Source organism: Rubrivivax rivuli (assembly GCF_004016505.1).
GTDB classification, from domain to species: domain Bacteria; phylum Pseudomonadota; class Gammaproteobacteria; order Burkholderiales; family Burkholderiaceae_C; genus Rubrivivax; species Rubrivivax rivuli.
In genome coordinates, this window is the sequence record NZ_SACR01000005.1 from 482,068 (window position 1) to 505,226 (window position 23,159).

18 protein-coding genes and 1 tRNA gene are annotated in these 23,159 nt (G+C 70.9%); 7 read left to right on the plus strand and 12 right to left on the minus strand.

Going from position 1 to position 23,159, the window contains the following annotated elements:
- Position 1: 1 nt before the first annotated feature.
- From EOE66_RS18105 to EOE66_RS18145, 9 genes are all read right to left on the minus strand, one after another.
- Positions 2–283, minus strand: a complete 282-nt coding sequence (locus EOE66_RS18105; protein WP_128230121.1) for a hypothetical protein — start codon at positions 281–283, stop codon at positions 2–4.
- Positions 284–427: 144 nt separating this feature from the next.
- The gene (locus EOE66_RS18110; RefSeq protein WP_128230122.1) at positions 428–2,008 is read right to left on the minus strand and encodes a methyl-accepting chemotaxis protein; all 1,581 of its coding nucleotides are present in this window, start codon (positions 2,006–2,008) and stop codon (positions 428–430) included.
- Between the two features lie 148 nt (positions 2,009–2,156).
- Positions 2,157–3,362, minus strand: a complete 1,206-nt coding sequence (locus tag EOE66_RS18115; protein WP_128230123.1) for a DUF1501 domain-containing protein — start codon at positions 3,360–3,362, stop codon at positions 2,157–2,159.
- 25 nt (positions 3,363–3,387) lie between these two features.
- Positions 3,388–4,932 (minus strand): DUF1800 domain-containing protein, encoded by a 1,545-nt coding sequence (locus tag EOE66_RS18120; RefSeq protein ID WP_128230124.1) that lies wholly within the window; start codon positions 4,930–4,932, stop codon positions 3,388–3,390.
- Between the two features lie 120 nt (positions 4,933–5,052).
- On the minus strand, positions 5,053–6,420 hold the full coding sequence (locus EOE66_RS18125; protein WP_128230125.1) for a TolC family outer membrane protein: 1,368 nt from the start codon (positions 6,418–6,420) through the stop codon (positions 5,053–5,055).
- Positions 6,421–6,612: 192 nt separating this feature from the next.
- Positions 6,613–7,275: a protein-L-isoaspartate O-methyltransferase family protein gene (locus EOE66_RS18130; protein WP_128230126.1), complete on the minus strand. Its 663-nt coding sequence runs from the start codon at positions 7,273–7,275 to the stop codon at positions 6,613–6,615.
- Positions 7,276–7,324: 49 nt separating this feature from the next.
- Positions 7,325–10,480, minus strand: coding sequence for an efflux RND transporter permease subunit (locus EOE66_RS18135; protein WP_128230127.1), 3,156 nt, complete (start codon positions 10,478–10,480; stop codon positions 7,325–7,327).
- A gap of 12 nt (positions 10,481–10,492) precedes the next feature.
- Positions 10,493–11,656 (minus strand): efflux RND transporter periplasmic adaptor subunit, encoded by a 1,164-nt coding sequence (locus tag EOE66_RS18140; RefSeq protein WP_128230128.1) that lies wholly within the window; start codon positions 11,654–11,656, stop codon positions 10,493–10,495.
- The gene (locus EOE66_RS18145) at positions 11,653–12,312 is read right to left on the minus strand and encodes a TetR/AcrR family transcriptional regulator (protein WP_128230129.1); all 660 of its coding nucleotides are present in this window, start codon (positions 12,310–12,312) and stop codon (positions 11,653–11,655) included. The genes EOE66_RS18140 and EOE66_RS18145 overlap by 4 nt, the downstream gene beginning before the upstream one ends.
- A 119-nt stretch (positions 12,313–12,431) precedes the next feature.
- Between EOE66_RS18145 and EOE66_RS18150 the strand changes: the two genes are divergently transcribed.
- Together EOE66_RS18150 and EOE66_RS18155 are read left to right on the plus strand one after the other, a co-directional pair.
- A complete protein-coding gene (locus tag EOE66_RS18150; protein WP_128230130.1) occupies positions 12,432–13,004 on the plus strand; it encodes a DUF1439 domain-containing protein in 573 nt (190 codons plus the stop codon).
- A 72-nt stretch (positions 13,005–13,076) separates the two neighbouring features.
- Positions 13,077–13,934: an undecaprenyl-diphosphate phosphatase gene (locus EOE66_RS18155; RefSeq protein ID WP_128230131.1), complete on the plus strand. Its 858-nt coding sequence runs from the start codon at positions 13,077–13,079 to the stop codon at positions 13,932–13,934.
- Positions 13,935–13,947: 13 nt separating this feature from the next.
- Here the strand turns inward: EOE66_RS18155 and EOE66_RS18160 are convergent, their stop codons facing one another.
- On the minus strand, positions 13,948–14,871 hold the full coding sequence (locus EOE66_RS18160; RefSeq protein ID WP_128230132.1) for an AraC family transcriptional regulator: 924 nt from the start codon (positions 14,869–14,871) through the stop codon (positions 13,948–13,950).
- 131 nt (positions 14,872–15,002) lie between these two features.
- Here EOE66_RS18160 and EOE66_RS18165 point away from each other — a divergent pair, with 131 nt between their 5' ends.
- On the plus strand, positions 15,003–15,842 hold the full coding sequence (locus EOE66_RS18165; protein ID WP_128230133.1) for an NmrA family NAD(P)-binding protein: 840 nt from the start codon (positions 15,003–15,005) through the stop codon (positions 15,840–15,842).
- Positions 15,843–15,855: 13 nt separating this feature from the next.
- Here the strand turns inward: EOE66_RS18165 and trmB are convergent, their stop codons facing one another.
- A complete protein-coding gene (trmB, locus tag EOE66_RS18170; RefSeq protein ID WP_128230134.1) occupies positions 15,856–16,599 on the minus strand; it encodes a tRNA (guanosine(46)-N7)-methyltransferase TrmB in 744 nt (247 codons plus the stop codon).
- A 203-nt stretch (positions 16,600–16,802) separates the two neighbouring features.
- Between trmB and EOE66_RS18175 the strand changes: the two genes are divergently transcribed.
- The 4 genes from EOE66_RS18175 to EOE66_RS18190 all read left to right on the plus strand — a co-directional run bounded on the left by EOE66_RS18175 (position 16,803) and on the right by EOE66_RS18190 (position 21,550).
- Positions 16,803–19,226 (plus strand): DUF6351 family protein, encoded by a 2,424-nt coding sequence (locus EOE66_RS18175; protein ID WP_128230135.1) that lies wholly within the window; start codon positions 16,803–16,805, stop codon positions 19,224–19,226.
- Between the two features lie 75 nt (positions 19,227–19,301).
- Positions 19,302–19,375: transfer RNA gene (locus EOE66_RS18180), tRNA-Gly, on the plus strand.
- Between the two features lie 232 nt (positions 19,376–19,607).
- On the plus strand, positions 19,608–20,231 hold the full coding sequence (locus EOE66_RS18185; RefSeq protein ID WP_128230136.1) for a lectin-like protein: 624 nt from the start codon (positions 19,608–19,610) through the stop codon (positions 20,229–20,231).
- A gap of 410 nt (positions 20,232–20,641) precedes the next feature.
- Positions 20,642–21,550, plus strand: coding sequence for a GGDEF domain-containing protein (locus EOE66_RS18190; protein WP_128230137.1), 909 nt, complete (start codon positions 20,642–20,644; stop codon positions 21,548–21,550).
- Positions 21,551–21,575: 25 nt separating this feature from the next.
- On the opposite strand, the gene EOE66_RS18195 is transcribed toward EOE66_RS18190, so the two are convergent.
- Entirely contained in the window at positions 21,576–23,072 is a 1,497-nt protein-coding gene (locus EOE66_RS18195) for an NAD-dependent succinate-semialdehyde dehydrogenase (RefSeq protein ID WP_128230138.1), read from the minus strand.
- Between the last annotated feature and the right edge of the window lie 87 nt (positions 23,073–23,159).

A 23,159-nucleotide genomic window follows, 5' to 3' on the forward strand; every position in this document is an offset into this window, starting at 1 on the left:
CTCAGCGCTCCTTGGGCAACTCGGCCGGGATGCTCTTGGCCCACTCCTGGTCGAGCTCGCGGCGCTTGTCGACCTCGGCGCTGTCACGGCACTTGGTGACGGCCACTCGCAAGCCGGTAGGGACCTCGCGTGTGCAGATGACGCCGGGCGTGTTGCCCGTCTCGGCGCTGGCCACCTGCTTGCCGGCGTAGGAAGGCGCCTGGATCTTGGTGGGTGGTGTGTGTTCGCAAGCCGCCAGCAGCATGAGCGCCGCGGCCAGTGTGAGTGCTGGGATGGCCTTCATGGGGACCCCGAGGTCGTGGTGAATGCGCCGAGCATACGGGCTGCGGGCCGGGCTGTGTCACTGTGCGGGCCTTCAGGCGCGGGGCCGTTGCCCTCCAGGTCAGCGTGATGTGGCGCGGCGCCTCAGTTCTTCGCGGGCCGGGGATCAAGCCATCCTGCCGTGGGCCTGCAACTTGAAGACCGAGACGGCGTTCACCAACTGCGACGCCTGCTGGCGCAGGCTCTCGGCGGCCGCGGCGCCTTCTTCCACCAGCGCCGCGTTCTGCTGCGTGGCCTGGTCCATCTCGGTGACGGCAGCGCTGATCTGCGCCACGCCCTGGCTCTGCTCGACGCTGGCCGCGCTGATCTCGCCCATCACGTCGGTGGCGCGTCGGATCGCGCTGACGACTTCTTCCATGGTGTCGCGGGCGCGGCCCACCAGCGCCGTGCCGTGGTCGACCTGCTCCACGCTGGCCTGGATGAGCTGCTTGATCTCCTTGGCGGCCGTGGCCGAGCGGCCAGCCAGCGTGCGCACCTCGGCCGCCACCACGGCAAAGCCGCGGCCCTGCTCGCCGGCGCGGGCGGCTTCCACGGCGGCGTTCAGCGCCAGGATGTTGGTCTGGAAGGCGATGCCGTCGACCACGCCGATGATGTCGGCGATCTTCTGGCTGCTGCCGTGGATGCCGCTCATGGTCTGCACCACCTGGGCCACCACCTCGCCGCCTTGCGTGGCCACGGTGGAGGCGGCCTGCGCCAGCTGGCTGGCCTGGCGGGCGTTGTCGGCGGTGTGCTTCACGGTGGTGCCGAGTTGCTCCATCGAGGCGGCGGTCTGCTGCAGCGCCGAAGCCTGGCGTTCCGTGCGCTGGCTGAGGTCTTGATTGCCCTGGGCGATTTCGCTGCTGGCCGTGGCTACCGATTCGGAGCCCTGGCGCACGCCGTGCACCAGGCCGGCGAGGCCGTCGCGCATGGTGCGCAGCGCGTACAGCATGCTTTGTGTGTCGCCCGGGCGAACCTGCACGTCGGTGCTCAGATCGCCCGCCGCGATGCGTGCCGCCACGGCGCTGGCGTAGACGGGCTCGCCGCCGATCTGCTGCAGCAGGCTGCGCGACACCGCCACGCCCAGCGCCAGCAGCACGCCCATCAGCACCAGCGTCTGCAGGCCCGTGCCCAGCGCCGCGGCGGCGATGGTGGCATCCACGCTGTCGATGTAGACGCCCGAGCCGAGCACCCAGCCCCAGGGCTCGAAGCCCTTGACGTAGGACAGCTTCTCCACCGGTTCGTCATGCCCCGGCTTGGGCCACATGTACGAGACGAAACCGCTGCCCGTGGGGCTGGCGCGCACCGTCTTGACGAACTCCACGAACAGCGCCTTGCCGGTGGGGTCCTTGTTTTCGGTGAGGTCCTTGCCATCCAGCGCCGGCTTGATGGCGTGCATCACCATGCGCGGGTGCATGTCGTTGATCCAGAAGTACTCGTCGCCGCTGTAGCGCAGCGACTTCACGGCCGCCTTGGCGCGCGCCTGTGCTTCGGCCACGGGGTAGGTGCCGCGCACGGCTTCCTCGTGGTAGTGGGCGATGAGCTTGTGCGCGATCTCCACCGTCTGGCGCACGGCCGACTTGCGCTCTTCCAGCACGGTGCGCCGCTCGGCGGCCAGTGCCAGCACGGCGATCAGGGCCACCCCGAGCAAGGCGCTGCCCACGATGAGGGCGAGCCGGCGCGCCAGGCTGAGGCTGTGAAGGAACTTCATGGACGGGAACTCCGGGTCGGGGCATCGGGATGTCCGATGCCGTGTCAGGCTTCGCAGGGTTTTCGTCCTGGACGGACCGACCTTGAGTGATTTCTGACCGCCTCGCCGGCCGGGCCGCAGGCCCCGGCCCGGACCCCGGCTCTGCGGCTCAGGCGCGCAGCAGGGCCAGCGCCGGCAGCCCGGCGCTGCCCGGCAGCACCTCGCCGTCCAGCCTGCGGCGCGCCACCTGCAGGTGGTCGGCCAGCAGGCTGCGCATCACGGCGCGCAGGTCGGTGGTGATGCGCAGGTCGCGGCCCTCGAAACGCTGCGCCTTGGCCACGCCCGGCCAGTCGGCCAGCACGCGCCCGCCGCGCACCGCGCCGCCCAGCAGGAAGGCGGCACCGCCGCTGCCGTGGTCGGTGCCCATCGTGCCGTTGGGCGCGATCTCGCGGCCGAACTCGGTGGCCACCAGCACCGCGGTGCGGGCCCAGGCGCCGCCGGGCTGCAGGCCTTCGCGCAGCGCGGCCAGCAGGGCGTCGAGCACGCGCAGGTTGTTCGACAAGGCCCCCTGCGGCTGCGCCTGGTTGATGTGCGAATCCCAGCCGCCCAGTTCGAGCACGGCCACCTGCGAGCCGCGCTGCAGGAACTCGGCCGCCTTGCGCGCCAGCGCCACGCTGCCGGCGCGCGCGGCATTGAAGCCCGGTGCGGGGGTGCCGGCCATCGCCGCCGGGTTGGCGGCCATGCCCGGCATCTCGCGCAGGCCCTTGGCACGGGCCAGGGCCTGGGCCAGGGCAGGGTCGCCGCGGTACAGGCTCTCCAGCCGCGTCACGAGGTCGGCCGAGGGCTCGGGCAGCGCGCTCGGCGCCCAGGTGTCGACATCGGCCGGCCCGCGCAGCACCAGCGGCACGGCGGTTTCCAGCGCCACCGCGCGCAGCGGCGTGCCGGGCAGGGCGCGGCCGATCCAGCCGGTGTTCAGCTCGTAGGGGCGGCTGCCGCCGCTCTCCAGCACCTGCTGGGCGTCGAAGTGGCTGCGCTCGCGGTAGGGCAGGCCCACACCGTGCAGCACCAGCGCCTCGCCCTGGCCGTACATCGTGTGCAACTGCGGCAGCAGCGGGTTGAGCGCGAAGGTGTCGTCCAGGCGCAGCGGCTCGCCGGCGAACTGCGCCAGCGCGCCGCGGGCCTCGGCAAAGGCCGGGTCGCCGATGGCAGGCACGGCGGTCAGGCCGTCCATGCCGCCGCGCAGGATGACGAAGACAAAACGGTTCGCGTCGGCAGCCGCCACGGCCGGCGCGGCCACGCTCAGGCGCGTGAAGGGCGCCAGCGAGGCGGCGAGGGCGGCGCCCAGCAGGTGGCGGCGGTGGAGGGGGTGGTTCATGGGGTGCTCCTGGGAAGGGTGGCGCTCAGCGACGCTGGAATTCGGGCGCCAGCAGCAGCAGCGCCAGGGCCTGCGGGCCGTCGGCCGCGCGTTCGATCTGGCGCGCGGTGCCCTCCTGCAGCCGCGGGCCCAGGCTGGCCTGCGCCAGCGCGCGTGCGTCGACCTGGCGGCCCATCCGCGCCGCAGCGCGCGTGGCCCATTCCACGCGTTTCCACACGGCGTCGGGACCCAGCCACTCGTCGGCGCGGTCGGGCCAGCCGGCCGGCGAGGGCGCAGACTGCACCCGCTGGCCCAGGGCGGCGATGCCGCCATCGGCGTTGCGTTCGAAGGGCGTTTCGCCCAGGCCGAGCAGGCGCACGCTGCTGATGACGAACTCTTCGGGGGTCTTGAGCTTCACCGGTTGCGGTGCCCAGGCTTCGGGCGATTCGATCAGCGTGCGCATCACCTGGGCCAGGTGGCCGTCGCTGCGGCGCCAGGTGCTTTCCATGCGCGCCACCAGGGCGGGCGGTGGGTCGTCGGCGACGAAGTGCCGCGCGAGCTTGGTGCAGACGAAGCGCGCGGTGGAGGGGTGCTGCGCCAGGTGGTCCAGCAGCTCGCGCAGGGCGAGCTGGCCCTCTTCATAGCGCCGGCCGAGCACGGTTTTCACGCCCGGCTGGTGGAAGGCCGGCTCGAAGCGCGTGGGCGGGATGTCGGCGCCCTGCGCCAGCTCGCGCACGGGCACGCGCCAGCCCGTCAGCACCTTGGCGAACTCGGTCACGTCGGCCTGCGTGTAGCCGCCCCAGCCGCCGTAGGCCGCGCCGCCACCCGCCACGCCCAGGGTGTGCAGCTCCAGCACCTCGCGCGCCAGGTTCTCGTTCAGGCCGGTGATGCGCGGGCCGCGTTCGGCCTCGTCGCGCGGCCGGCGCTGCTGGCGCTTGACCACCGCCGAATCGGGGCCGGCCGACTGTTCGTTGTCGAGGTAGCGCAGCATGGCCGGGTGGCGCACCGCGGCCTGCAGCATCTCGGCGAAGGGGCCGGCGATGTGCGGCCGGATGGCCTCGCGCTCGAAGGCGCCCACCAGGCCACGCGTGCTGTTCTTGGCCAGCGAGACCGTGAAGTGGTTGGCCCAGAACAGCACCAGGCGTTCGGTCAGCGGCTGCGCGCTCGCCGCGGCCGTGGCCAGGCGGGCGCGGGTGTCGGCCTGCACCGCCAGGCGCAGCGGTTCGAAAGGCACCACGTTGGCCGGTGCCCCCGGGCGGGGCGGCGTGGTCGCGGCGCCCGCCATCGGGCCTTCGGCCATGCCGCTGGCGGCCATCACGTTGCCGGCCATGTCCTGCCCGTTGGCCGCCACCGCCATGGCGGCAGCCCGGCGCGGCTCACGCTGCTGCTGGAGGAACAGCGCGTAACGGCGCACGCCCTCGGCCGCGTTCACCAGGCCGCTGCCGCGCTGCGGCTCGGCGGCGTGCAACTGGGCGAGCAACCAGCCCCGGGCATCGCTGCCGATGGGGGCCAGCTGGGCCTCGCCGAGGCCGAAGCGGTGGGCCGCGATGGCGGCGGCCTGCAGCGGGGTGGAGAGGGTGTCGGGCGTCATGCAGCGCACTCCGGGGTCGTCATGCCGGGGAGTTTGGCGCAGACCCCGCTACGCCGCGTGTGCGGGAGGTGAAGAAACGTGAGGCACGGCAGCCGGCAAGGCCGCCGTGCCGCGCCCGGGCTACTTCGCCAGCAGGCGGTTGATGGCGTCCACGTCGGTGGGCGCGAGCTGGCCCGAGGCCTGGCGCAGGCGCAGGCTGCCCACCAGCACGTCGTAGCGGGCCTTGGCCAGGTCGCGCTGGGTCTGGAAGAGCTGGGTCTGGGCGTTGAGCACGTCCAGGTTCACGCGCACGCCGACCTTGTAGCCCAGCTGCGTGGCCTCCAGCGCCAGCTTCGACGAGCTTTCGGCGGCTTCCAGCGCCTTCACCTGCGACAGGCCCGACTGCACGCCGAAGTAGGCCGAGCGCGTGCCCTGGGCGACGCCGCGGCGCGCGGCCTCGAGGTCGTTGCGCGACTTCTCTTCCAGCGACAGCGTTTCCTTGATGCGGTTCTGTGTGGCGCCGCCGGTGTACAGCGGCCAGGTCATCTGCACGCCCACGCTGGCGTTGCTGGCGGTGCCGGCGCTGCGGCTGAGGTTGGGCGCGCTGCCGCGGCTGTCCGCCGTGCCAATGCTGGCCACGGCGTCCACCGTGGGCAGTTCACCCGCGCGGGCCTTGCCGGTTTCAAGCTGTGCCACTTCCAGGCCGATGCGCGCGCGGCGCACGCTGGGGTGGCCCTGGTCGGCCAACGTCACCCACTCCTCGGCGTTGGCCGGCACGGGATTGGGCAGCACCACGGGCGCCAGCAGCGGCTTGGGCGCCACGCCGGTGCGGCCCACCAGGGTGTCGAGCGCCAGGCGCTTGATGCGCAGGTCGTTCTCGGCCGCGATCTCCTGCGCGGTGGCGAGGTCGAAGCGCGCCTGCGCCTCGCGCGTGTCGGTGATGGTGGCGGTGCCGACCTCGAAGTTGCGCTTGGCCGAGGCCAGCACCTCGGTGATGGCGGTCTTGTTGGCGCGCGTGGTGGCCAGCGTGTCCTGCGCGCCCAGCACGTCGAAGTAGGCCTGGGCCACGCGGATGATGAGGTCCTGCTCGGCGGTTTCCAGGTCGGCCTGGGCCACCAGCAGCGACTTGCGCGCCTGCTCGATGGTGAGGCCGTTGGCGCGGTTGAACAGCGGGTAGCGGCCGTTCACCGCGGCCGACAGCGTGTTGGTGCCGACGCGGCCGCCGTTGGCCGGGTCGTCCTGGCGCGCGGTGGCGCCGGCGGTGGCGTTCACGGCGGGGCGCGCCAGCGCGTCGGCCTGCGCGGCGCGGAACTCCACCGAGGCCACGCTGGCCTTGGCCGCCAGGTAGGTGGCGTCGAAGGCGCGTGCAGCGTCGTACAGCTCTTGCAGGCTCTGCGCCGAGGCCAGGGCGGGCAGGGCCAGCGTGAAGGCTGCGGCCAGGCGCGTGAAGCCTGCCTTGCTGCGGGCCGTGAGGCGGCCAGGGGCGCGGCGGGAGGGGGTCGGGCGCATGCGTTTTCCTTGTGGGTTTCAGCCGCCGGCGTGGCGGCCGGCCCCGGCGGCGTGGAGGCAGCCGGGGTTATAGGGGTGGGTGGGGGCCACCGGCAGCCCCGATGCGACGACCTGCACGCGGCGGGCGCCGTGCGGCCCGAAAGCCGCGACGGATGGCAGGCGGCGTGACAAGGGCAGGGCCGGTGGTGTGCTTCAGAAGTGGAAGCGCGTGGGCTCGGCAAAGCCCTCCAGGCGCGGCGCCACGGTGTCGAACAGATCGGTCTCGGTGTAGGCCGCCTCGCCGGCGCGGGTGAACAGGCGGGCCCGCATGATGGGCTCTTCACCCACCACGGCCACCAGGCGACCCCCCACCTTCAACTGAGCCAGCAGCGCGCGCGGCAGCGCCGCCACCGAGCCCGAGAGCACTATCACGTCGAACGGGGCCTCGCCCGGCAGGCCCTGCGCGCCGGCGGCGGCGCTCACGTCCACCACCTGCACGTTGCCGATGCCGTTGCGGGCCAGGCTGGCGCGTGCGGCGGTGGCCAGCGCCGGGCGGCATTCGAGGCTGTAGACCTGCATCGCGCGGTGGGCCAGCAGCGCGGCCATGAAGCCGCTGCCGGTGCCGATCTCCAGCACACGCTCGTGGCGCTGCACCTGCAGTTCCTGCAGCAGGCGCGCCTCGACCTTGGGCTCCAGCATGGCCTGGCCTTCACCCAGCGGCACCTGCGTGTCGACGAAGGCCAGCGCCTTCATCGCGGGCGGCACGAAGTCTTCGCGACGCACTGTCGCCAGCAGCGACAGCACGGCCTGGTCGAGCACCTCCCAGGGGCGGATCTGTTGCTCGATCATGTTGAAGCGGGCGAGTTCGGTATTCATGGCGATGCTCTGCAAGGAACGGTGGGGCGGTACAGGAAAACCCGAAATTCTAGGCGGCGGTGTGTTCGTTCAAGGGCTGCGCCAGGGCCTGGCGGCGGAAGCCGCGGCGGGCCCAGGCGGCCAGGTCGTCGAGCCAGCAGTAGATGACCGGCACGACGACCAAGGTCAGCAGCGAACTGGTGATGACGCCGCCGATCACGGCCTGGCCCATGGGCGCACGCTGCTCGCTGCCCTCGGTGAGCGCGAAGGCCAGCGGCACCATGCCGAAGACCATGGCCAGCGTCGTCATCAGGATGGGGCGCAGCCGCACCTTGGCGGCTTCCAGCAGCGCGGCGGTGCGCTCCATGCCGCCCTCTCGTGCGCGGATCGCGAAGTCCACCAGCAGGATGGCGTTTTTCGTCACCAGCCCCATCAGCATCACGATGCCGATGATGCTGAACATGTTCAGCGTGCTGCGGAAGGCCAGCAGCGCCAGCACCACGCCGATCAGCGTGAGCGGCAGGCTGCTCATCAGCGCCAGCGGCTGCAGGAAGCTCTTGAACTGGCTGGCCAGGATCATGTAGATGAACACGATGGCCAGCGCCAGCGCGCCCACGGCGTAGGTGAAGGACTCCTGCATGTTCTTCGTGCTGCCGCCGAAGCTGTAGCGGTAGCCCGGCGGCCAGGCGATGCTGTCGAGCACGGCGCGGATGTCGGTCGTCACCTCGCCGGTGCTGCGGCCCAGCGGGTTGGCGTCGACGTTGATCTCGCGCGTCATGTCGCGGCGGTTGATCTGGTTCGGGCCGGTGCCGGCGCGCACCTCGGCCACCTGCGACAGGCGCACCACGCGCGCCGTGCCGTCGGCGTTGCTGCCGATGACCAGCGGCAGGTTCTGCAGGTCGGCCAGGCTGTCGCGGCTGCCGGGCGCCAGGCGCAGGCGCACGTCGTAGTTCTCGCCGTCGGCGGCGCGCCAGTTGCCCACCGAAACGCCCGCCACCATCGTGCGCAGCGTGTTCGCCAGCGTGTTGACGTTCAGCCCCAGGTCGGCCGCCGCTTCGCGCTTCACGTCCACGGCGATGGTGGGCTTGTCGGGCTTGAGCGTGCTGTCCAGGTCCACCAGGCCCGGTATCTGCGCCAGCCGCGGCAGGATCTGGCCCGACAGGCGCTCCAGCTCACCCAGGTCGGGCCCCTGGATGCTGAAGACGATGCTCTTGCTGCCGCCCAGATCGACCGCGCCGATGTTGGTGACGGTGATGCCGGGCACGCGGTTCATCAGCTCGCGCATGGGCGTGGCGAGCTCGGCCACGCTGCGGTTGCGCTGCTTGCGGTCGACCAGGCGCACGTAGACGCTGCCGTAGATCTTGCCCTGCGCGAAACCGCTGTTGACGGTGGTGACGGTGTGGCGCACCTCGGGCAGCGTGCGCAACAGTTCGTCGATCTGCTTGGCGCGCATCTCCGTCACCTCCAGGCTGCTGCCCACGGGGGTGTAGAAGTTGATCTGCGTCTCGCTGAAATCGGCTTTGGGCACGAACTCCTTGCCCACCGCGCCCAGCAGCACGAGGGCCAGCACAAAGGTGCCCATCGCGGCCAGCACCGTCTTCACGCGGTGCACCAGGGCCCAGGCCAGCAGCGCCTGGTAGCCGCCGGAGAGGCTCTCGGTGAAGCGGTCGAACCAGCCCGTCACGCGCCCCAGGGTCTTGTCGTACAGCGTCACCGGCGGCCCGGCGCGGCGGCCGTGGGCGGCCGGGTCGTGCCACACGCTGCTGAGCATGGGGTCGAGCGTGAAGCTCACGAACATGCTGATGAGCACAGCCACCACGATGGTGAGGCCGAACTCGTGGAAGAACTTGCCGACGATGCCGCCCATGAAGCCGATGGGCAGGAACACCGCCACGATGCTGAGCGTGGTGGCCAGCACCGCCAGGCCGATCTCCTGCGTGCCGTCCAGCGCCGCCTGGCGCGGGCTCTTGCCCATCTGCACGTGGCGCACGATGTTCTCGCGCACGACGATGGCGTCGTCGATCAGCAGGCCCACGCACAGGCTCAGCGCCATCAGCGTGATGGTGTTGATCGTGAAGCCGAAGGCGTACATGAACAGGAAGGTGCCGATCAGCGCGATCGGCAGCGTCAGGCCGGTGATGACGGTGCTGCGCCAGCTGTTGAGGAACAGGAAGACGATCAGCACCGTGAGCACCGCGCCTTCGATCAGCGTGCGCTGCACGTTGGCCACGCTCACGCGGATGGCGCGCGAGTTGTCGCGGTTGACCTCGGTGCGGATGTTGGCCGGCGTCACATCGGCCGCGCCCTTGAGCGCCGCCACCAGGCCGTCGACAACGGCGATGGTGTTCTCGCCCTGGCTCTTCTGCACGCTCAGAAGCACCGTGCGCTGGCCGTTGTAGAGCGCCAGGCTCTCCAGCTCCTGCGGGCCGTCCACCACGTCGGCCACCTGCCAGAGCTTGACGACGCTGCCGCCGGCCTTGCGCGCGACGACGATGTCGCGGAACTCGCGCGGCGTCTTCAGCCGCGCGTTGATCTGCACCACCCGGTCGAGCTCGGCCGAGCGCAGGTTGCCCAGCGGCAGCTCCTGGTTCTCGCTGCGCAGCGCGGCGGCCACCTGCTCGGTGCTGATGCCCAGGGCTTCCATGGCCTCGGGCTTGAGCTGGATGTTGACCTGCCGGTCGACCCCGCCCACCAGCGTGACGGCGCCCACGCCGCGCACGTTCTCCAGCCGCTTCTGCAGCACCTGCCTGGCCCAGGTGGTGAGCTCCTGCGGCGTGGTGGTGGCGTCGTTGGCCAGCACGGCCACGTTGAAGATGGGCTGCGAGGCGGGGTCGAAGCGGTAGACGCGCGCGTCCTTCACCTCGTCGCGCAGCAGCGGCTTGACCAGCGCCACCTTCTCGCGCACGTCTTCGGCGGCCTTGCGGCCGTCGACGTCGAGGTTGAACTCGATGATGACCAGCGCCGTGCCTTCGTAGCTGCGCGAGCTCAAGGCGCTGATGCCGGCCACCGTGTTGACGGCCTCCTCGATGCGCTTGGTGACCTCGCTCTCGACGATCTCGGGGCTGGCGCCGGGGTAGTCCATGCTCACCACGACGGTGGGCACATCGATGTTCGGGAACTGGTCCAGGCTCAGGCGCTGGTAGCTGAAGAGGCCCAGCACCACGAAGGCGAGCATCACCATCACCGCCATCACGGGGTTCTGGATGGAGACGCGCGTGAACCACATGGCGCGGTGCGTTCAGCGGGTTGCGTTGGCCGATGCGGCAGGGGCCGGCAACTGCACGCGCGTGCCGGCGCGCAAGGCGCCCACGGTGCCGCGCAGCACCACGGTGCCCGGGGCCAGGCCCTCCAGCACCTCCACCGCGTTTTCGCGCTGGCCGGCCAGCAGCACCTCGCCGCGCGCGCCCAGCTTCACGGTGCGGGCCACGGCCAGGCCCCCCTCCACCGCCAGCACGTAGGGCCGGGCCTGGTCGTCGCGCACGGCCGAGGCCGGCACCACCAGCGCCGTGCGGCTCTGCATCTGCACGGTGGCGCGCGCGAACAGGCCCTGGCGCAGCCCCTCGGTTGGGGCCAGGGCCAGGTAGGCCAGCACCGAACGCGTGCCGGTCACCGCGCTGGGGTTGATGCGGGCCACGCGCGCGGCCACGGGCTCGGGCAGGCCGTCGATGAACACACGCGCCGCCTGGCCCACGCGCAGGTGCAGCACGTCTTCGGGCGCGACGGCGGCTTCCAGTTCGATGCGGCCGAGGTCGACGATCTCCACCAGGCGCCCGTCGATGGCGATGCGTTCGCCCGGCTGCACGAGGCGCTGCGCCACCAGCCCGCCGATGGGTGCGCGGATCTCGGTGTCGGCCACGGCCTTCTTCGCCAGGTCGGCCGCGGCGCGCGCGGCTTGCAACGAGGCCTGCGCGCCGGCCAGGGTGTTGGCCGAGGTGTCGAGCGCGTTGCGCGAGATGAAGCCCTGCCCCACCAGCGCGCGGTTGTTCTCGAAGCTGCGCTGCGCGGTGTCCACCTGTGCCTGCGCGGCGGCCACGTTGTCCTGCGCCTGGCGCAGGCGCAGTTGCACCTCGGTGGCGTCCAGCCGGCCCAGCAACTGGCCGGCCTGCACGCGGTCGCCTTCGCGCACGTTCAGCTGTCTCACCTCGGCGGCCACCTTGGCCTTGACCATCGCGCTGTCCACCGCCCGCAGGCCGCCGGAGAGTTGCAGCAAGGTGCCCAGTTCTGCGCGGTCTGCGCGGGCCACGTCACCAGCAGCCAGCAGCATGGCCGGGGCTGAGGCCGCCTTGGCGGCAGCGCTTGCTGCAGCCGGCGCCGTGCCTGCAGGCCGCTTCACCCCAATCACGGCTGCGGCGGCGGCCAGCAGGGCCACCGCAGCCCCCAGCACCCAGGCGCGGCGGCTCATGCGGGCGCCCCGCGCACTTCCAGGCCCTGCAGCACCAGGTTCAAGTGCGTTTTCAGCACCGCGGCCGGGTCGATGTCGACGCCGCCGTTGACCGGGCAGCAGCCGAAGGAATGGCGGTGCACGGCCATGAAGATCATCGGTGCGATCAAGGCCTGGGCCACCTCGTGCACCGGCATGGGCCGGAACTCGCCGCGGGCGATGCCGCGCTGCACGCAGCCGCTGAACAGCGCATCGGCGGGCAGGATGACCTCGTCGGTGTAGAACTGCGCCAGTTCCGGGAAATTGCGAACCTCGGCGAGCACGATCTTGTGGATGCCGGCCGCCGGCGTGCTGCCGAAGCGGTCCCACCAGGTCTGCAAGAGGCAGCCCAGCAACTCGGAACTGCTGCCCTCGAACTGGCCCGCCATCTCCTGGCCCTCGGCGATCAGGTTCGACAGGTTCTGCCGCACCACCGCCTTGAAGAGCTCTTCCTTGCTGGGGTAGTAGAGGTAGAGCGTGCCCTTGCTGACGCCGGCACGCTGCGCCACTTCTTCCGAGCGCGTGGCGGCGAACCCCTTCTCCACGAAGAGCTCCAGCGCCGCCTGCAGCAGTTCCTGCGGGCGCGCCTCCTTGCGGCGCTGGCGGGTGGCGGGCTCGGCCGGGGCTTTGGTTTTCATTTAATGACTGATCGGTCAGTAATGCTACGCGCCGCTCCCGGCCCGGTCAAGGCGGAGCGCCCCGGGCCGGTGCGCCCCGTGTCGCGGGCTGCGCGGGGTGCCCACCTAAACTCCGTGCCATGAACCGTCGTTTCTTGCTGGTCACCGCAGGCGCTGCTGTCCTGGGGCTGGGTGCAGGGCTGGGTGCCTGCGCGCTGCTGCCCGCGCCCCGCAGCTTGAGTTTCAGCCAGGCCGAGGTGCAAGCCTTGGTCGCGCGCCAGTTCCCGCAGCAACGCACGCTGCTGGAGGTGTTCGACGTCACGGCCGAGGTGCCGCGCCTGCAGCTGCTGGCCGAGCGCAACCGCGTGGCCGCCGAAGTGCCGTTGCGCGTGCGTGAGCGCCTGCTTTCGGGCCGTTGGCAGGGCCGCCTGCGTTTCGAGGCAGCGCTGCGCTGGGAGCCGGCCGACCAGACCGTGCGCCTGGCCCAGGTGCAGGTGCAGGAACTGCGCGCCGACGAGCCCTCGGCCCTGAGCGCCGCCGCCGTGGAGCGGCTGGGCGCTGCCCTGGCCCGGCGCATGCTGGAAGACAGCACGCTGTACCGGCTGGAAGGCGAGCAGGCCGCCCGGCTGCAGCGCCTGGGGGTGGTGCCGGATGCGGTGGCCGTCACGGCCGAGGGCCTGGAAGTGCGGCTCAAGCCCCTGCCAGCGCGCTGAAACGCCGATTCCCGCCGGGGCGCTGGCTATCATCGCGCCCCTCGCGCTTACCCGCCCTCCGGAGCCCACCCCTTGGATCTTCTGCTGCTCATCAAGGCCGCCATCATGGGCGTGGTGGAGGGGCTCACCGAGTTCCTGCCGATCTCGTCGACCGGGCACCTGATCCTCACCGGCTCGCTGCTGAACTTCACCGGCGAGACCGTCAAGGTCTTCGACGTGGCCATCCAGACCGGCGCCATGTTCGCGGTGATCTGGGAGTACCGCGTGCGCCTGCTGGGCACCGTGCGTGGCATCACCCACGACCCCGTGGCTCAGCGCTTCGCGCGCAACGTGGTCGTCGCCTTCATCCCCGCTGCGGTTTTCGGGCTGCTGCTGGGCTCCATGGTCAAGGCCCACCTGTTCAAGCCCGTGCCGGTGGCCATGGCCTTCATCGTCGGCGGGCTGATCATCCTTTGGGTGGAACGCTGGCACCGGCAGAAGTACGGTGACCGCGATCTCGAAGGCGCGCGCCGCGCCCGCGTCGAGACGGTGGACGACATGAGCACGATGGACGCCCTGAAGATCGGCCTCATCCAGTGCCTGGCGCTGATCCCGGGCACCAGCCGTTCGGGCGCCACCATCATCGGCGGCATGGTGCTGGGCTTCTCGCGCAAGTGCGCCACCGAGTTCAGCTTCTATCTCGGCATCCCCACGCTGATGGCCGCCGGCGCCTACTCGGTGCTGAAGCAGCGCCACCTGCTGAGCATGGCCGACCTGCCCATGTTCGCGGTGGGCCTGGTGATGGCCTTCTTCAGCGCGCTGCTGTGCATCCGCTGGCTGATCCGCTATGTCTCCACGCACGACTTCACCATCTTCGCGTGGTACCGCATCGTCTTCGGCCTCATCGTGCTGGCCACGGCCTACACCGGCGTGGTGACCTGGGCCGCCTGAGGCCCCGGCGTTCTCAGAACGCCAGTGCGGTGTCCTGCCGCCGGAAGTCGCGCGGGGCCAGGCCGACGGTGCGCTTGAACACCTTCGAGAAGCTGAAGGCGTCCTGGTAGCCCACCTCGGCGGCCACCGCCTCCAGCGGGCGGTTGCTGTCGCTGAGCAGGCGCATGGCCTGCTGCATGCGCAGGCCGCGCAGGTAGTTCAGCGGCGTGTCGCCCATCGCGCTGCGGAACTTCTCGGCCAGCGCCGTGCGCGAGAGGCCCACCGCGCGCGCCAGGCTGTCCAGCGTCCACGGCCGGCGCGTGTCGGTGTGCAGCAGTTCCACCGCCTGGCGCACGCGCGGGTCGGCCAGCGCGTGGCTGAAGCCCTGCCCGCTGCGGCCGAGTTCGGCCACCACCTCGCGCAGCAGCAAGGCGAAGGCGGCGTCGAAGAGGCCGTGGATGACCGATTGCGAGCCCAGCCCGCGCTCGCGCACCTCGGCCGTCAACAGGGCCACGGTCAAGGCCAGCGGGCTCAGCCGCGGCAGCACCTCGGCGCGCAGCACGTGCCAGGCCGGCAGTTCGGCGAACAGCGGGTGCAGCGGGTCGTTCCACAACTGCCAGGCACCGCTGACGACCGCCGGCCCCGTGGCCACCACCGGCGGGCCGGCCAGCACCGGCGGCACGGCCACCACCTGCGGGGCGGCTGAGGCCGGCAGCGTCTCGGTGCAGGCCAGCAGGTGGCGGCAGCCGCGGGCCATCAGCGCGATGTCGCCGCTGTCCAGCCGCAGCGGGGTGTCGCCCGGCATGGTGTGGATGAAGACCGGCCCTTGCGTCACGACATGGAAGCCGATGCTGCGCTCGCAAGGGAACTGCAGCGCGCCGGTGGCCGGCAGCGCGTGGGCATCCAGCAGGCGGCGGCGCAGGCCGGCCTGCTGGAGGATGTCGCTGAGCAAGTCCATGAAGATTTCAGGTTCTTGGGTTCAATGAATTGTACTTCTGAACATGAAAGCTGAATCAGCAGGCATTCTGGTTCAGATGGGCGCTGCCTAAGCTGGCGCCCTGTCCAATCTTCTCCACGGGAACCCCCACCATGAACCACCAGAACCTCGTCATCGGCGCCAGCGGCACGGTCGGCAGCGCGCTCGTGCAGAACCTGCAGGCGCGCGGCCAGACCGTGCGCCAGGCCACCAGCCGCGCGCCCGCCCACGCCGACCAGGTGCAGATCGACGTGCTGAAAGGCCAGGGCCTGGCCGCCGCCTTCGAAGGCGTGCAGCGCGCTTTCCTGATGGCGCCGCCGGGCTACGTGCCGCAAGACCACCTGCTGCTGCCGCTGATCGCGCAGGCCAAGGCCGCCGGCGTGCAGAAGGTGGTGCTGATGACGGCCATGGGCGCCGACGCCGCGCCCGACACGCCGCTGCGCAAGGCCGAGCTGGCGCTGGAAGCCTCCGGGATCGCCTGGAACACGGTGCGGCCGAACTGGTTCATGCAGAACTTCCACACCTTCTGGCTGCACGGCCTGCGCGAGCAGGGCCGCATCCTGCTGCCCACCGGCACGGCGCGCGGCAGCTTCATCGACGCGCGCGACATCGCCGACGTGGCGGCCGAGTTGCTGCTGGGTGATGCCCACGCCAACCAGGCTTTCGACCTGACCGGCGGCGAAACCCTGAACCACGACGAAGTGGCCGCGGTGCTGGCGCGCGAGACCGGCCGCGACATCCGCTACCAGGAGATCCCGCCCGAGGCCATGCTGCAGGGCCTGCTGGGCGCCGGCCTTCCCGGGCCCTATGCCGAGTTCCTGGTGATGATCCTGGGCTTCTTCGCTGCGGGCTACTCAGAGCGCCAGACCGACGCGGTGCAGCGCATCACCGGCCGCGCCCCGCGCAGCTTCGCCGCCTACGCGCGCGAGTTCCGCGCGCACTGGATCGTCTGAGGCTGCCGCCGCGTCAGCCGCGGCGTGTGTAGACCAGGTCCCACACGCCGTGGCCGAGCTTGAGGCCGCGGTTCTCGAACTTGGTCAGCGGCCGCCAGTCGGGCCGCGGCGCGTAGCCCGGGCCGCCAGCGTCTGCGGTGTTCTGCAGCGCCGGTTCGGCGCCCAGCACGGCCAGCATCCGCTCGGCATAGTCTTGCCAGTCGGTGGCGCAGTGCAGGTAGCCGCCCGGGGCGATGCGCGTGACGAGCTGCTGGATGAACGCCGGCTGGATGAGCCGGCGCTTGTTGTGGCGCTTCTTGTGCCACGGGTCCGGGAACCAGATGTGCACGCCTGCCAGGCTGGCCGGCGGCAGCATGTGGGTCATCACCTCCACCGCATCGTGCTGCAGCAGGCGCAGGTTCTGCAGATTTCTCTCGCCGATGTGCTTGAGCAGCGCGCCCACGCCGGGCGCGTGCACTTCCACGCCGATGAAGTCGGTGCCCGGCATCGCCGCGGCCACCTGCGCGGTGGCGTCGCCCATGCCGAAGCCGATCTCCAGCACGCGCGGCGCACGGCGGCCGAAGGTGGCGTCGAGGTCCAGCAACTCGGCGCGGTAGGGCAGCAGGAAACGCGGGCCCAGGGTCTCCAGCGCGCGCAGCTGCCCTGTGCCCATGCGCCCGGCGCGCAGCACGAAGCTGCGCAGCGGGCGGTGCTTCGGGCTGGGGGTGTCTTCCGCGTCCGGCGGGGTCGAGTCTTGAGGGGCGTCTGGGGGCAGCATGGGGGCGCGAGTTTAGTGGCGCGGCCCGTGCGGCGCGTGCGGCCGTGTCACCTTGGGGACTGCGGGTTGTGCCGCATCACGCACCGGCGGCGGCTGCATAGCATGGGCCGCGCCGCTGCGGTGTTCCCCGCAGGGCTCACGCGGCCGTGTGCCACCTGCACATGCCACCGCGCGCTGTACCCACAACAAGCTGGAGACAAGACATGCACACCCCCACCCCCGGGCGCCATCGTGGTTGGCCGGTTCTTTCCTGCGTGGCCGCGGCGGCTGCGCTCACGCTGGCCGGTTGCAACAGCGACTACGAAGCCGACCCGGTCGAGATCCGCGCCACCAGCAACCGCGCCGACATGGTCAGCGGCGGCGACGTCACCCTGCAGATCGTGCTGCCGGCCGGCGGCCGCACCGACGGCCTGCGCGTGGACGTGGGTGGGCGTGATGTCACCAGCGCCTTCCAACTGCAGGCCGACGGCACCTACCGCGGCGTGGTCACGGGCCTGGCCGATGGCGCCAACGTCATCACCGCCGCCACGTTGAACACGCGCCCCGCTGCGCTGACGGTGACCAACGCACCGCGCCACGGCCCCGTGTTCTCTGGCGCGCAGATCAAGCCCTTCTACTGCGCCACGCCTGTGCAGCAGGTGGTCAATGGCATCGTGCCGGCCAGCAACGCCAGCGGCCTGAGCGGTGCGCCCGACGCCAACTGCAACATCGCCACGGAATTCAAGCTCTATTACCGCAGCACCACCGCCGGCTGCAGCCTGGGCCTGCCCGATGCCACCGCGGCCATGGCGCCCACGGCCACCACCGTGCCGGCCAACCCCACACCGCCGGCCAATCTGTGCTTCAAGCCCTACACGGCAGGCACCACGCCGGCCGACATGGCCACTACCACCACCGACGCCGGTGTCACCGTGCCCTACATCGTGCGCGTGGAGCGCGGCACCATGAACCGCGGCATCTACGACATCGCCGTGCTGCACAACCCGGCCCAGGGCTGGAACGCGCTGGCCCCGCAGGCCGGCTGGAACGGCAAGGTCGTCTTCAACTTCGGCGCCAGCACCGGCCAACCGCGCCGCCAGGCCCGCCCTGCCACCGCCTGGACAGGCAGCGACCTGCAGCTGCGCCGTGGCGTGATGGTGGTGGCCAACAGCATGACCGACTCGGCACGCAATTCCAATCGCGTGATGATGAGCGAGACGGTGATGATGATGAAGGAGCACATCACCGACACCTACGGCCCGGTGAAGTTCACCATCGGCAGCGGCTGCTCTGGCGGCTCGATCAACTCCAACATGGCCGCTTCCATCATGCCGGGCCTGCTGGACGGCGTGACCACCACCTGCACCTACCCCGACTCCGAGACCACCTCGATGGAAGTGGGCGATTGCGTGGTGCTGGTCGAGGCCTACCAGAAGCCGGGCTGGCTGGCGCTGCAGGCCGGCCTGACGCAGGCGCAGATAAACGCGCGCAAGGCGGCCATCAACGGCCACCCCGACCAGAGCGCGTGCCACGCCTGGTACAACGCCTTCGGCAGCAACGGCCGCGCCGGGCTCTACAACCAGCGCCTGGTGGCCAACAACGTCACCGGGGCCATCTTCCAGCAGCCCACGGCCACCAACAACTGCGAGCTGCCCAACAGCGCGGTCTACGACCCGGCCCGCCCGACCGAAACCGCCAACCTGCCGCGCTGCAACGCGTGGAGCTGGGGCGAGTCGATCTGGGGCAAGGTCACGGGTTCGCCGGCCGCGAAGGACACGCGCGACAACGTCGGCGTGCAGTACGGCCTGAAGGCGCTGCAGACCGGCGCCATCAGCGCCGAGGAGTTCGTCACCATCAACGAACTCGTCGGCGGCATCGACCGCGACAGCACCCCGCGCGCCGAGCGCAGCGTGGCCGATGCGGATGCGCTGCCCATCGCCTACCGCTCGGGCATCGTGGCCAGCGGCCGCCAACTGGCCAAGACCGCCATCATCGACATGCGTGGCTGGGATGACAGCAACATCGCCGAGAACCTGCCGCCGGGCTACACGCCGAACCAGATCCCCATCCACCACCAGTGGTTCAGCTTCGGCATCCGCGACCGCATCGTGGCCGAGGCCGGCAACGCGAACAACCAGGCGCTCTGGCGCTTCGCACGCACGGGCCTCACGCCCCCGGGCACGATGGCCTTCGACGCCTTCCTCACGATGGACCAGTGGCTCACCACGCTGAAGGCCGACACCAGCGCGGCCTCCATCGAGGCCAAGGTGCGCAGCGCCAAGCCGGCCGGCGCGGCCGACTTCTGCATCCTGCCGAGCGACGCCACGCAGACGGTGAAGGTGACCAACGCCGCTACCTGCGATGCCGACCCCTACCTGAAGCCGACCTTCTCGCCGCGCCAGATCGCAGGCGGGCCGCGTGCTGAAGACGTGCTCAAGTGCCAGCTCAAGCCGCTGGTGCGCACCGACTACGCCGCCGGCACCTTCAGCGACGCGCAGTGGGCGCGCCTGCAGGCCGTGTTCAGCACCGGCGTGTGCGACTGGAGCAAGCCGGGCGTGGGCCAGCAGGCGGCCGTGAGCCCGCTCACCTTCAGCGCCGGCCCGGGCGGTGCGGTGCTGCCGGCCGCGCCGGTGTCGGTGCCGAAGTGAGGCGGGTGGGCGCTTGAAGCGCCCGCGGGGCCGCCCCAAGGGCGGCCCCGCCTTCGCGTTAAACTGCGCGGCGCTGCGGGTGTAGTTCAATGGTAGAACGGCAGCTTCCCAAGCTTCATACGAGGGTTCGATTCCCTTCACCCGCTCCACCGACCCCCGATCGGGTCGTGTCACGCCGGCGCAGGCCGCCCACCAGGGACCTCTTCAGGTCCCATTTGTTTTTCTGGGGCCGGCGCCACGGAGCGCGCGCCTTGGCTGCGCTGGAAGCGCGGCGCTGTCGGACGCGTTTACATCCGGCGCCTTGATTCGTGGCGCGCACCTATAAGCGATTGTTTTTAAAGCGGTTTGCCGCTTGGGCACGGGCATTGCTGAGCAGCCTGCGTGGTTGCACGTTGGGTGCAGCCGGTCAGGAACAAGACAATGACACCGGTTCAGAAGATCGTGCGTGCGGCGGCCCAAGCGGCATTGGTGGTGGCGGGCCTCGCGGCCAGCGGCGCGCAAGCCGCGCCCATTTTCAACCCCGCCAACGGCCACTACTACGACATCAACACCACGCTGTTGAACTGGGCTGACGCCAAGGCCGCGGCCGAGGCCATGACATACAACGGCAAGCGAGGTCACCTGGTGACCATCACTTCGCAGGCCGAGCAGAGCTTTCTGGAGCAGAACCTGTCGAACCTGGCCTTCGGTTCGGGCTCGCAGTTCGGCTTCTGGTTGGGTGCTTCGAAGTCGTCGCCGAACTCCAATTTCGAGTGGGTGACTGGCGAAGCCTTCAGCTACACCAACTGGAACCCAGGCGAGCCCAATTTCGACCCGACGCCGTCGGCCCTGCACTTCTTCCAGTTCTCCCAGAAGGGCAAGTGGAACGATGCCACGGCGAGCGCTTGGCGCTGGGGTTCCGTGATCGAGTACGAAGGCAATGCGGTGCCGGAACCGGGCTCGCTGGCCCTGGTGGGCTTGGCTCTGGCGGGCATCGGACTCGCCGGCCGCCGCCGCCGCGCCTGACGCCGGGTCTCCGAGCCGGTGCCCGCCCGGGCCCCGGCGCAACATCAACGCCACATCGGCAGGGCTGAACGCCTGCCCTCGTGGCGTGTTTGATGGGCGAGGCTTCAGTCTGGAGGCGCCAGCGGGCGCAGCGGCTCAGCTTTTTTCTGGTGAGCGCGGTAGTTGATGCCGTCCAGGTGCTGCGCTGCCGGCTCGCGATGCGCCTGCGGTCGGCCTCGTGCACACGCCGGCCACGTGCAGGGGCGTGTGCCAACTGCCTTGGATGCGACCAGGACGTCGAAAGCAGGCTGTGCCGTGCCATGGACCTGGCGCACCGTGCGGTAAAGTCCATCTGAAAGCGGGTGTCGTGCGGCGCCAGAACGGCAACTCGCCACATTCCCCACCAGGTTTTGATTCCCTTCACCCGCTCCATGTCCCTCGCCCCGCTCAGCGTGCTGGTGCTCGGCCCTTCGGCGCCGGGCTGCGTGAGCGCACTGCAGGCCGCGGGCTTCGACGTCTCGCAGCGCCCCGAGGGCAGCCCGGCCCACGGCGCCGATGCCGTGCTGCTGTGGGCCCCCGATGCCGCTGCGCTGGCTGCGCTGCTGCGTCGCAGCGACCTGCCCCCCTTGGCCTTCGACCACGCCCTGGTCGTGCTCGGCCCCGCAGGCACCCCGGTCGACACCGCGGCCGAAGACACCCTGCTCAGCCTGGGCGTTGAAGCGCTGTTGCCGGCCGATGAAGCCGCCTTGCCGCGCGCCGTGCGCCAGGCCGTGCTGCGCAAGCGCCACGAGCGCCAGGCCCGCAACGCCTATGCCACCGATCTGGCCACCGGCCTGCCGCATCAGGCGCAACTGCTCGAACACATGACGCAGCTGCTCGCGCTGCGTGAGCGTGTGCCCGCGCCCATGGTGCTGCTTGTGCTGCGTGTGGAGGGTTATGCCGCCGCCGCCACGCGCCTGGGCGCCGAGGCCGCCAACGTGCTGCGCCGCAAGGTGGCCGTGCGCCTGCGCACCGGCCTGCGTGCGGGCGACGTGGTGGCCGCGGTGGGCCCCGATGCCTTCGGCGTGCTGCTGGGCCACCTGGAAGCGCAGGCCGATGGGGAGCGCGTGGCCGCCAAGCTGCTGCGCACGCTGCAGCAGCCGCTGGTGGTGGCAGGGCAGCCCTGCCCGGTGCAGGCCAGCGTGGGCATCGCGCTCTTCCCGGCCCATGGCAAGGACGCGCAGAGCCTGCTGCAGCGCGCCATCGCGCAGGCGAACTCGGTGGGCACCGTGGGCCGCGAAGGCTATGCGGTGCGCACCGAGCGTGGCCCGGCCGCCGCGGCCAACGACGAAGACGCCTGAGGCCCGGGCCTGAGGCAGCGCCGCCTCACTTCAGGATGTCGCCCAGGCAGAGGTATTTCAGCTCGACGTAATCGTCGATGCCCTGGCGAGCGCCTTCGCGCCCCAGGCCGCTCTGCTTCACGCCGCCGAAGGGCACCTCGGCCGTGCTGATGAGCCCGGTGTTGATGCCCACCATGCCGTACTCCAGCGCCTCGGCCACGCGGAAGATGCGGCCGATGTCGCGGCTGTAGAAGTAGCTGGCCAGGCCGAATTCGGTGGCATTGGCCGCGGCAATCACCTCGGCCTCGGTCTCGAAGCGGAACACCGGCGCCACGGGGCCGAAGGTCTCTTCGCGGGCGCAGAGCATCTCGTCCGTCACGCCGGCAATCACCGTGGGCGTGAAGAAGCGCCCGCCGAGCGTGGCGTCGCGTTCACCGCCCAGCACCAGCCGGCCGCCCTTGGCCAGCGCGTCGGCCACGTGGGCTTCCACCTTGGCAATGGCCGCGTCGTCGATCAGCGGGCCCTGCATCACGCCGGCCGTGAAGCCGTTGCCGACGGTGATGGCCGCGGCCCTGGCTGCGAGCTTCTCGACGAAGGCGTCGTGGATGCCCGCCTGCGCATAGATGCGGTTGGCACACACGCAGGTCTGGCCTGCGTTGCGGTACTTGCTGGCCAGCGCGCCGTCCACGGCGCTGTCGAGATCGGCGTCGTCGAAGACGATGAAGGGCGCGTTGCCGCCCAGCTCCAGGCTCAGCTTCTTGACGGTGCCGGCGCTCTGCCGCGCGAGGATGCGGCCCACCTCGGTGCTGCCGGTGAAGGACAGGTGGCGCACCACGTCCGAGCTGCACAGCACCTTGCCGATCTCGATGCTGTTCTCGGCATCGGCGGTGATGACGTTCAGCACGCCCGCCGGCATGCCCGCGCGCTGCGCGAGTTCGGCCACGGCCAAGGCACTCAGCGGCGTCTGTTCGGCCGGCTTGATGATCACCGGGCAGCCCGCGGCCAAAGCCGGTGCCACCTTGCGCGTGATCATCGCGATGGGGAAGTTCCACGGGGTGATGGCCGCGCACACGCCCACGGGCTGCTTCAGCACCAGGTAGCGCTTGTTGTTGTCGGTGGTGGGGATGGTCTCGCCGTAGACGCGGCGCGCTTCTTCGGCAAACCACTCGATGAAGCTGGCGCCGTAGATCACCTCGCTGCGCGCCTCGGCCAGGGGCTTGCCCTGCTCGGCCGTCATGATGCGGGCCAGGTCGTCGGCGTGGCGGTGCAGCAGCTGGAACCACTTCATCATCACCGCGGCGCGTTCCTTCGCGGTGCGCGCGCGCCAGGCCGGCCAGGCCTTCTCGGCGGCCGAGATGGCGGCGGCGCAGTCCACCGGCCCCAGCTTGGCCACCTGGGCCAGTTCGGCGCCGGTGGCGGGGTCGGTGACGGCAAAACGCGCCTGCACGTCCTGGCCGGTGACCCAGGCGCCGCCGATGAGGGCTTCGGTCTTGAGCAGGCCCGGGTCTTCGAGCAGGGCCAGCGGGGAGGTGGGGGTGTCCATGGGGCCCATTCTGGCGCTTGGCGGCGCGCAGGGCTGTGACGGGCGGCAACCCTAGAATTCGCCTCTTTCCTTCAGACGGCACCGCGC

Coding starts and splice junctions, on each gene's coding strand:
- EOE66_RS18105 (WP_128230121.1), bottom strand. CDS start 283: ATGAAGGCCATCCCAGCACTCACACTGGCCGCGGCGCTCATGCTGCTG.
- EOE66_RS18110 (WP_128230122.1), bottom strand. CDS start 2,008: ATGAAGTTCCTTCACAGCCTCAGCCTGGCGCGCCGGCTCGCCCTCATC.
- EOE66_RS18115 (WP_128230123.1), bottom strand. CDS start 3,362: ATGAACCACCCCCTCCACCGCCGCCACCTGCTGGGCGCCGCCCTCGCC.
- EOE66_RS18120 (WP_128230124.1), bottom strand. CDS start 4,932: ATGACGCCCGACACCCTCTCCACCCCGCTGCAGGCCGCCGCCATCGCG.
- EOE66_RS18125 (WP_128230125.1), bottom strand. CDS start 6,420: ATGCGCCCGACCCCCTCCCGCCGCGCCCCTGGCCGCCTCACGGCCCGC.
- EOE66_RS18130 (WP_128230126.1), bottom strand. CDS start 7,275: ATGAATACCGAACTCGCCCGCTTCAACATGATCGAGCAACAGATCCGC.
- EOE66_RS18135 (WP_128230127.1), bottom strand. CDS start 10,480: ATGTGGTTCACGCGCGTCTCCATCCAGAACCCCGTGATGGCGGTGATG.
- EOE66_RS18140 (WP_128230128.1), bottom strand. CDS start 11,656: ATGAGCCGCCGCGCCTGGGTGCTGGGGGCTGCGGTGGCCCTGCTGGCC.
- EOE66_RS18145 (WP_128230129.1), bottom strand. CDS start 12,312: ATGAAAACCAAAGCCCCGGCCGAGCCCGCCACCCGCCAGCGCCGCAAG.
- EOE66_RS18150 (WP_128230130.1), top strand. CDS start 12,432: ATGAACCGTCGTTTCTTGCTGGTCACCGCAGGCGCTGCTGTCCTGGGG.
- EOE66_RS18160 (WP_128230132.1), bottom strand. CDS start 14,871: ATGGACTTGCTCAGCGACATCCTCCAGCAGGCCGGCCTGCGCCGCCGC.
- EOE66_RS18165 (WP_128230133.1), top strand. CDS start 15,003: ATGAACCACCAGAACCTCGTCATCGGCGCCAGCGGCACGGTCGGCAGC.
- trmB (WP_128230134.1), bottom strand. CDS start 16,599: ATGCTGCCCCCAGACGCCCCTCAAGACTCGACCCCGCCGGACGCGGAA.
- EOE66_RS18175 (WP_128230135.1), top strand. CDS start 16,803: ATGCACACCCCCACCCCCGGGCGCCATCGTGGTTGGCCGGTTCTTTCC.
- EOE66_RS18190 (WP_128230137.1), top strand. CDS start 20,642: ATGTCCCTCGCCCCGCTCAGCGTGCTGGTGCTCGGCCCTTCGGCGCCG.
- EOE66_RS18195 (WP_128230138.1), bottom strand. CDS start 23,072: ATGGACACCCCCACCTCCCCGCTGGCCCTGCTCGAAGACCCGGGCCTG.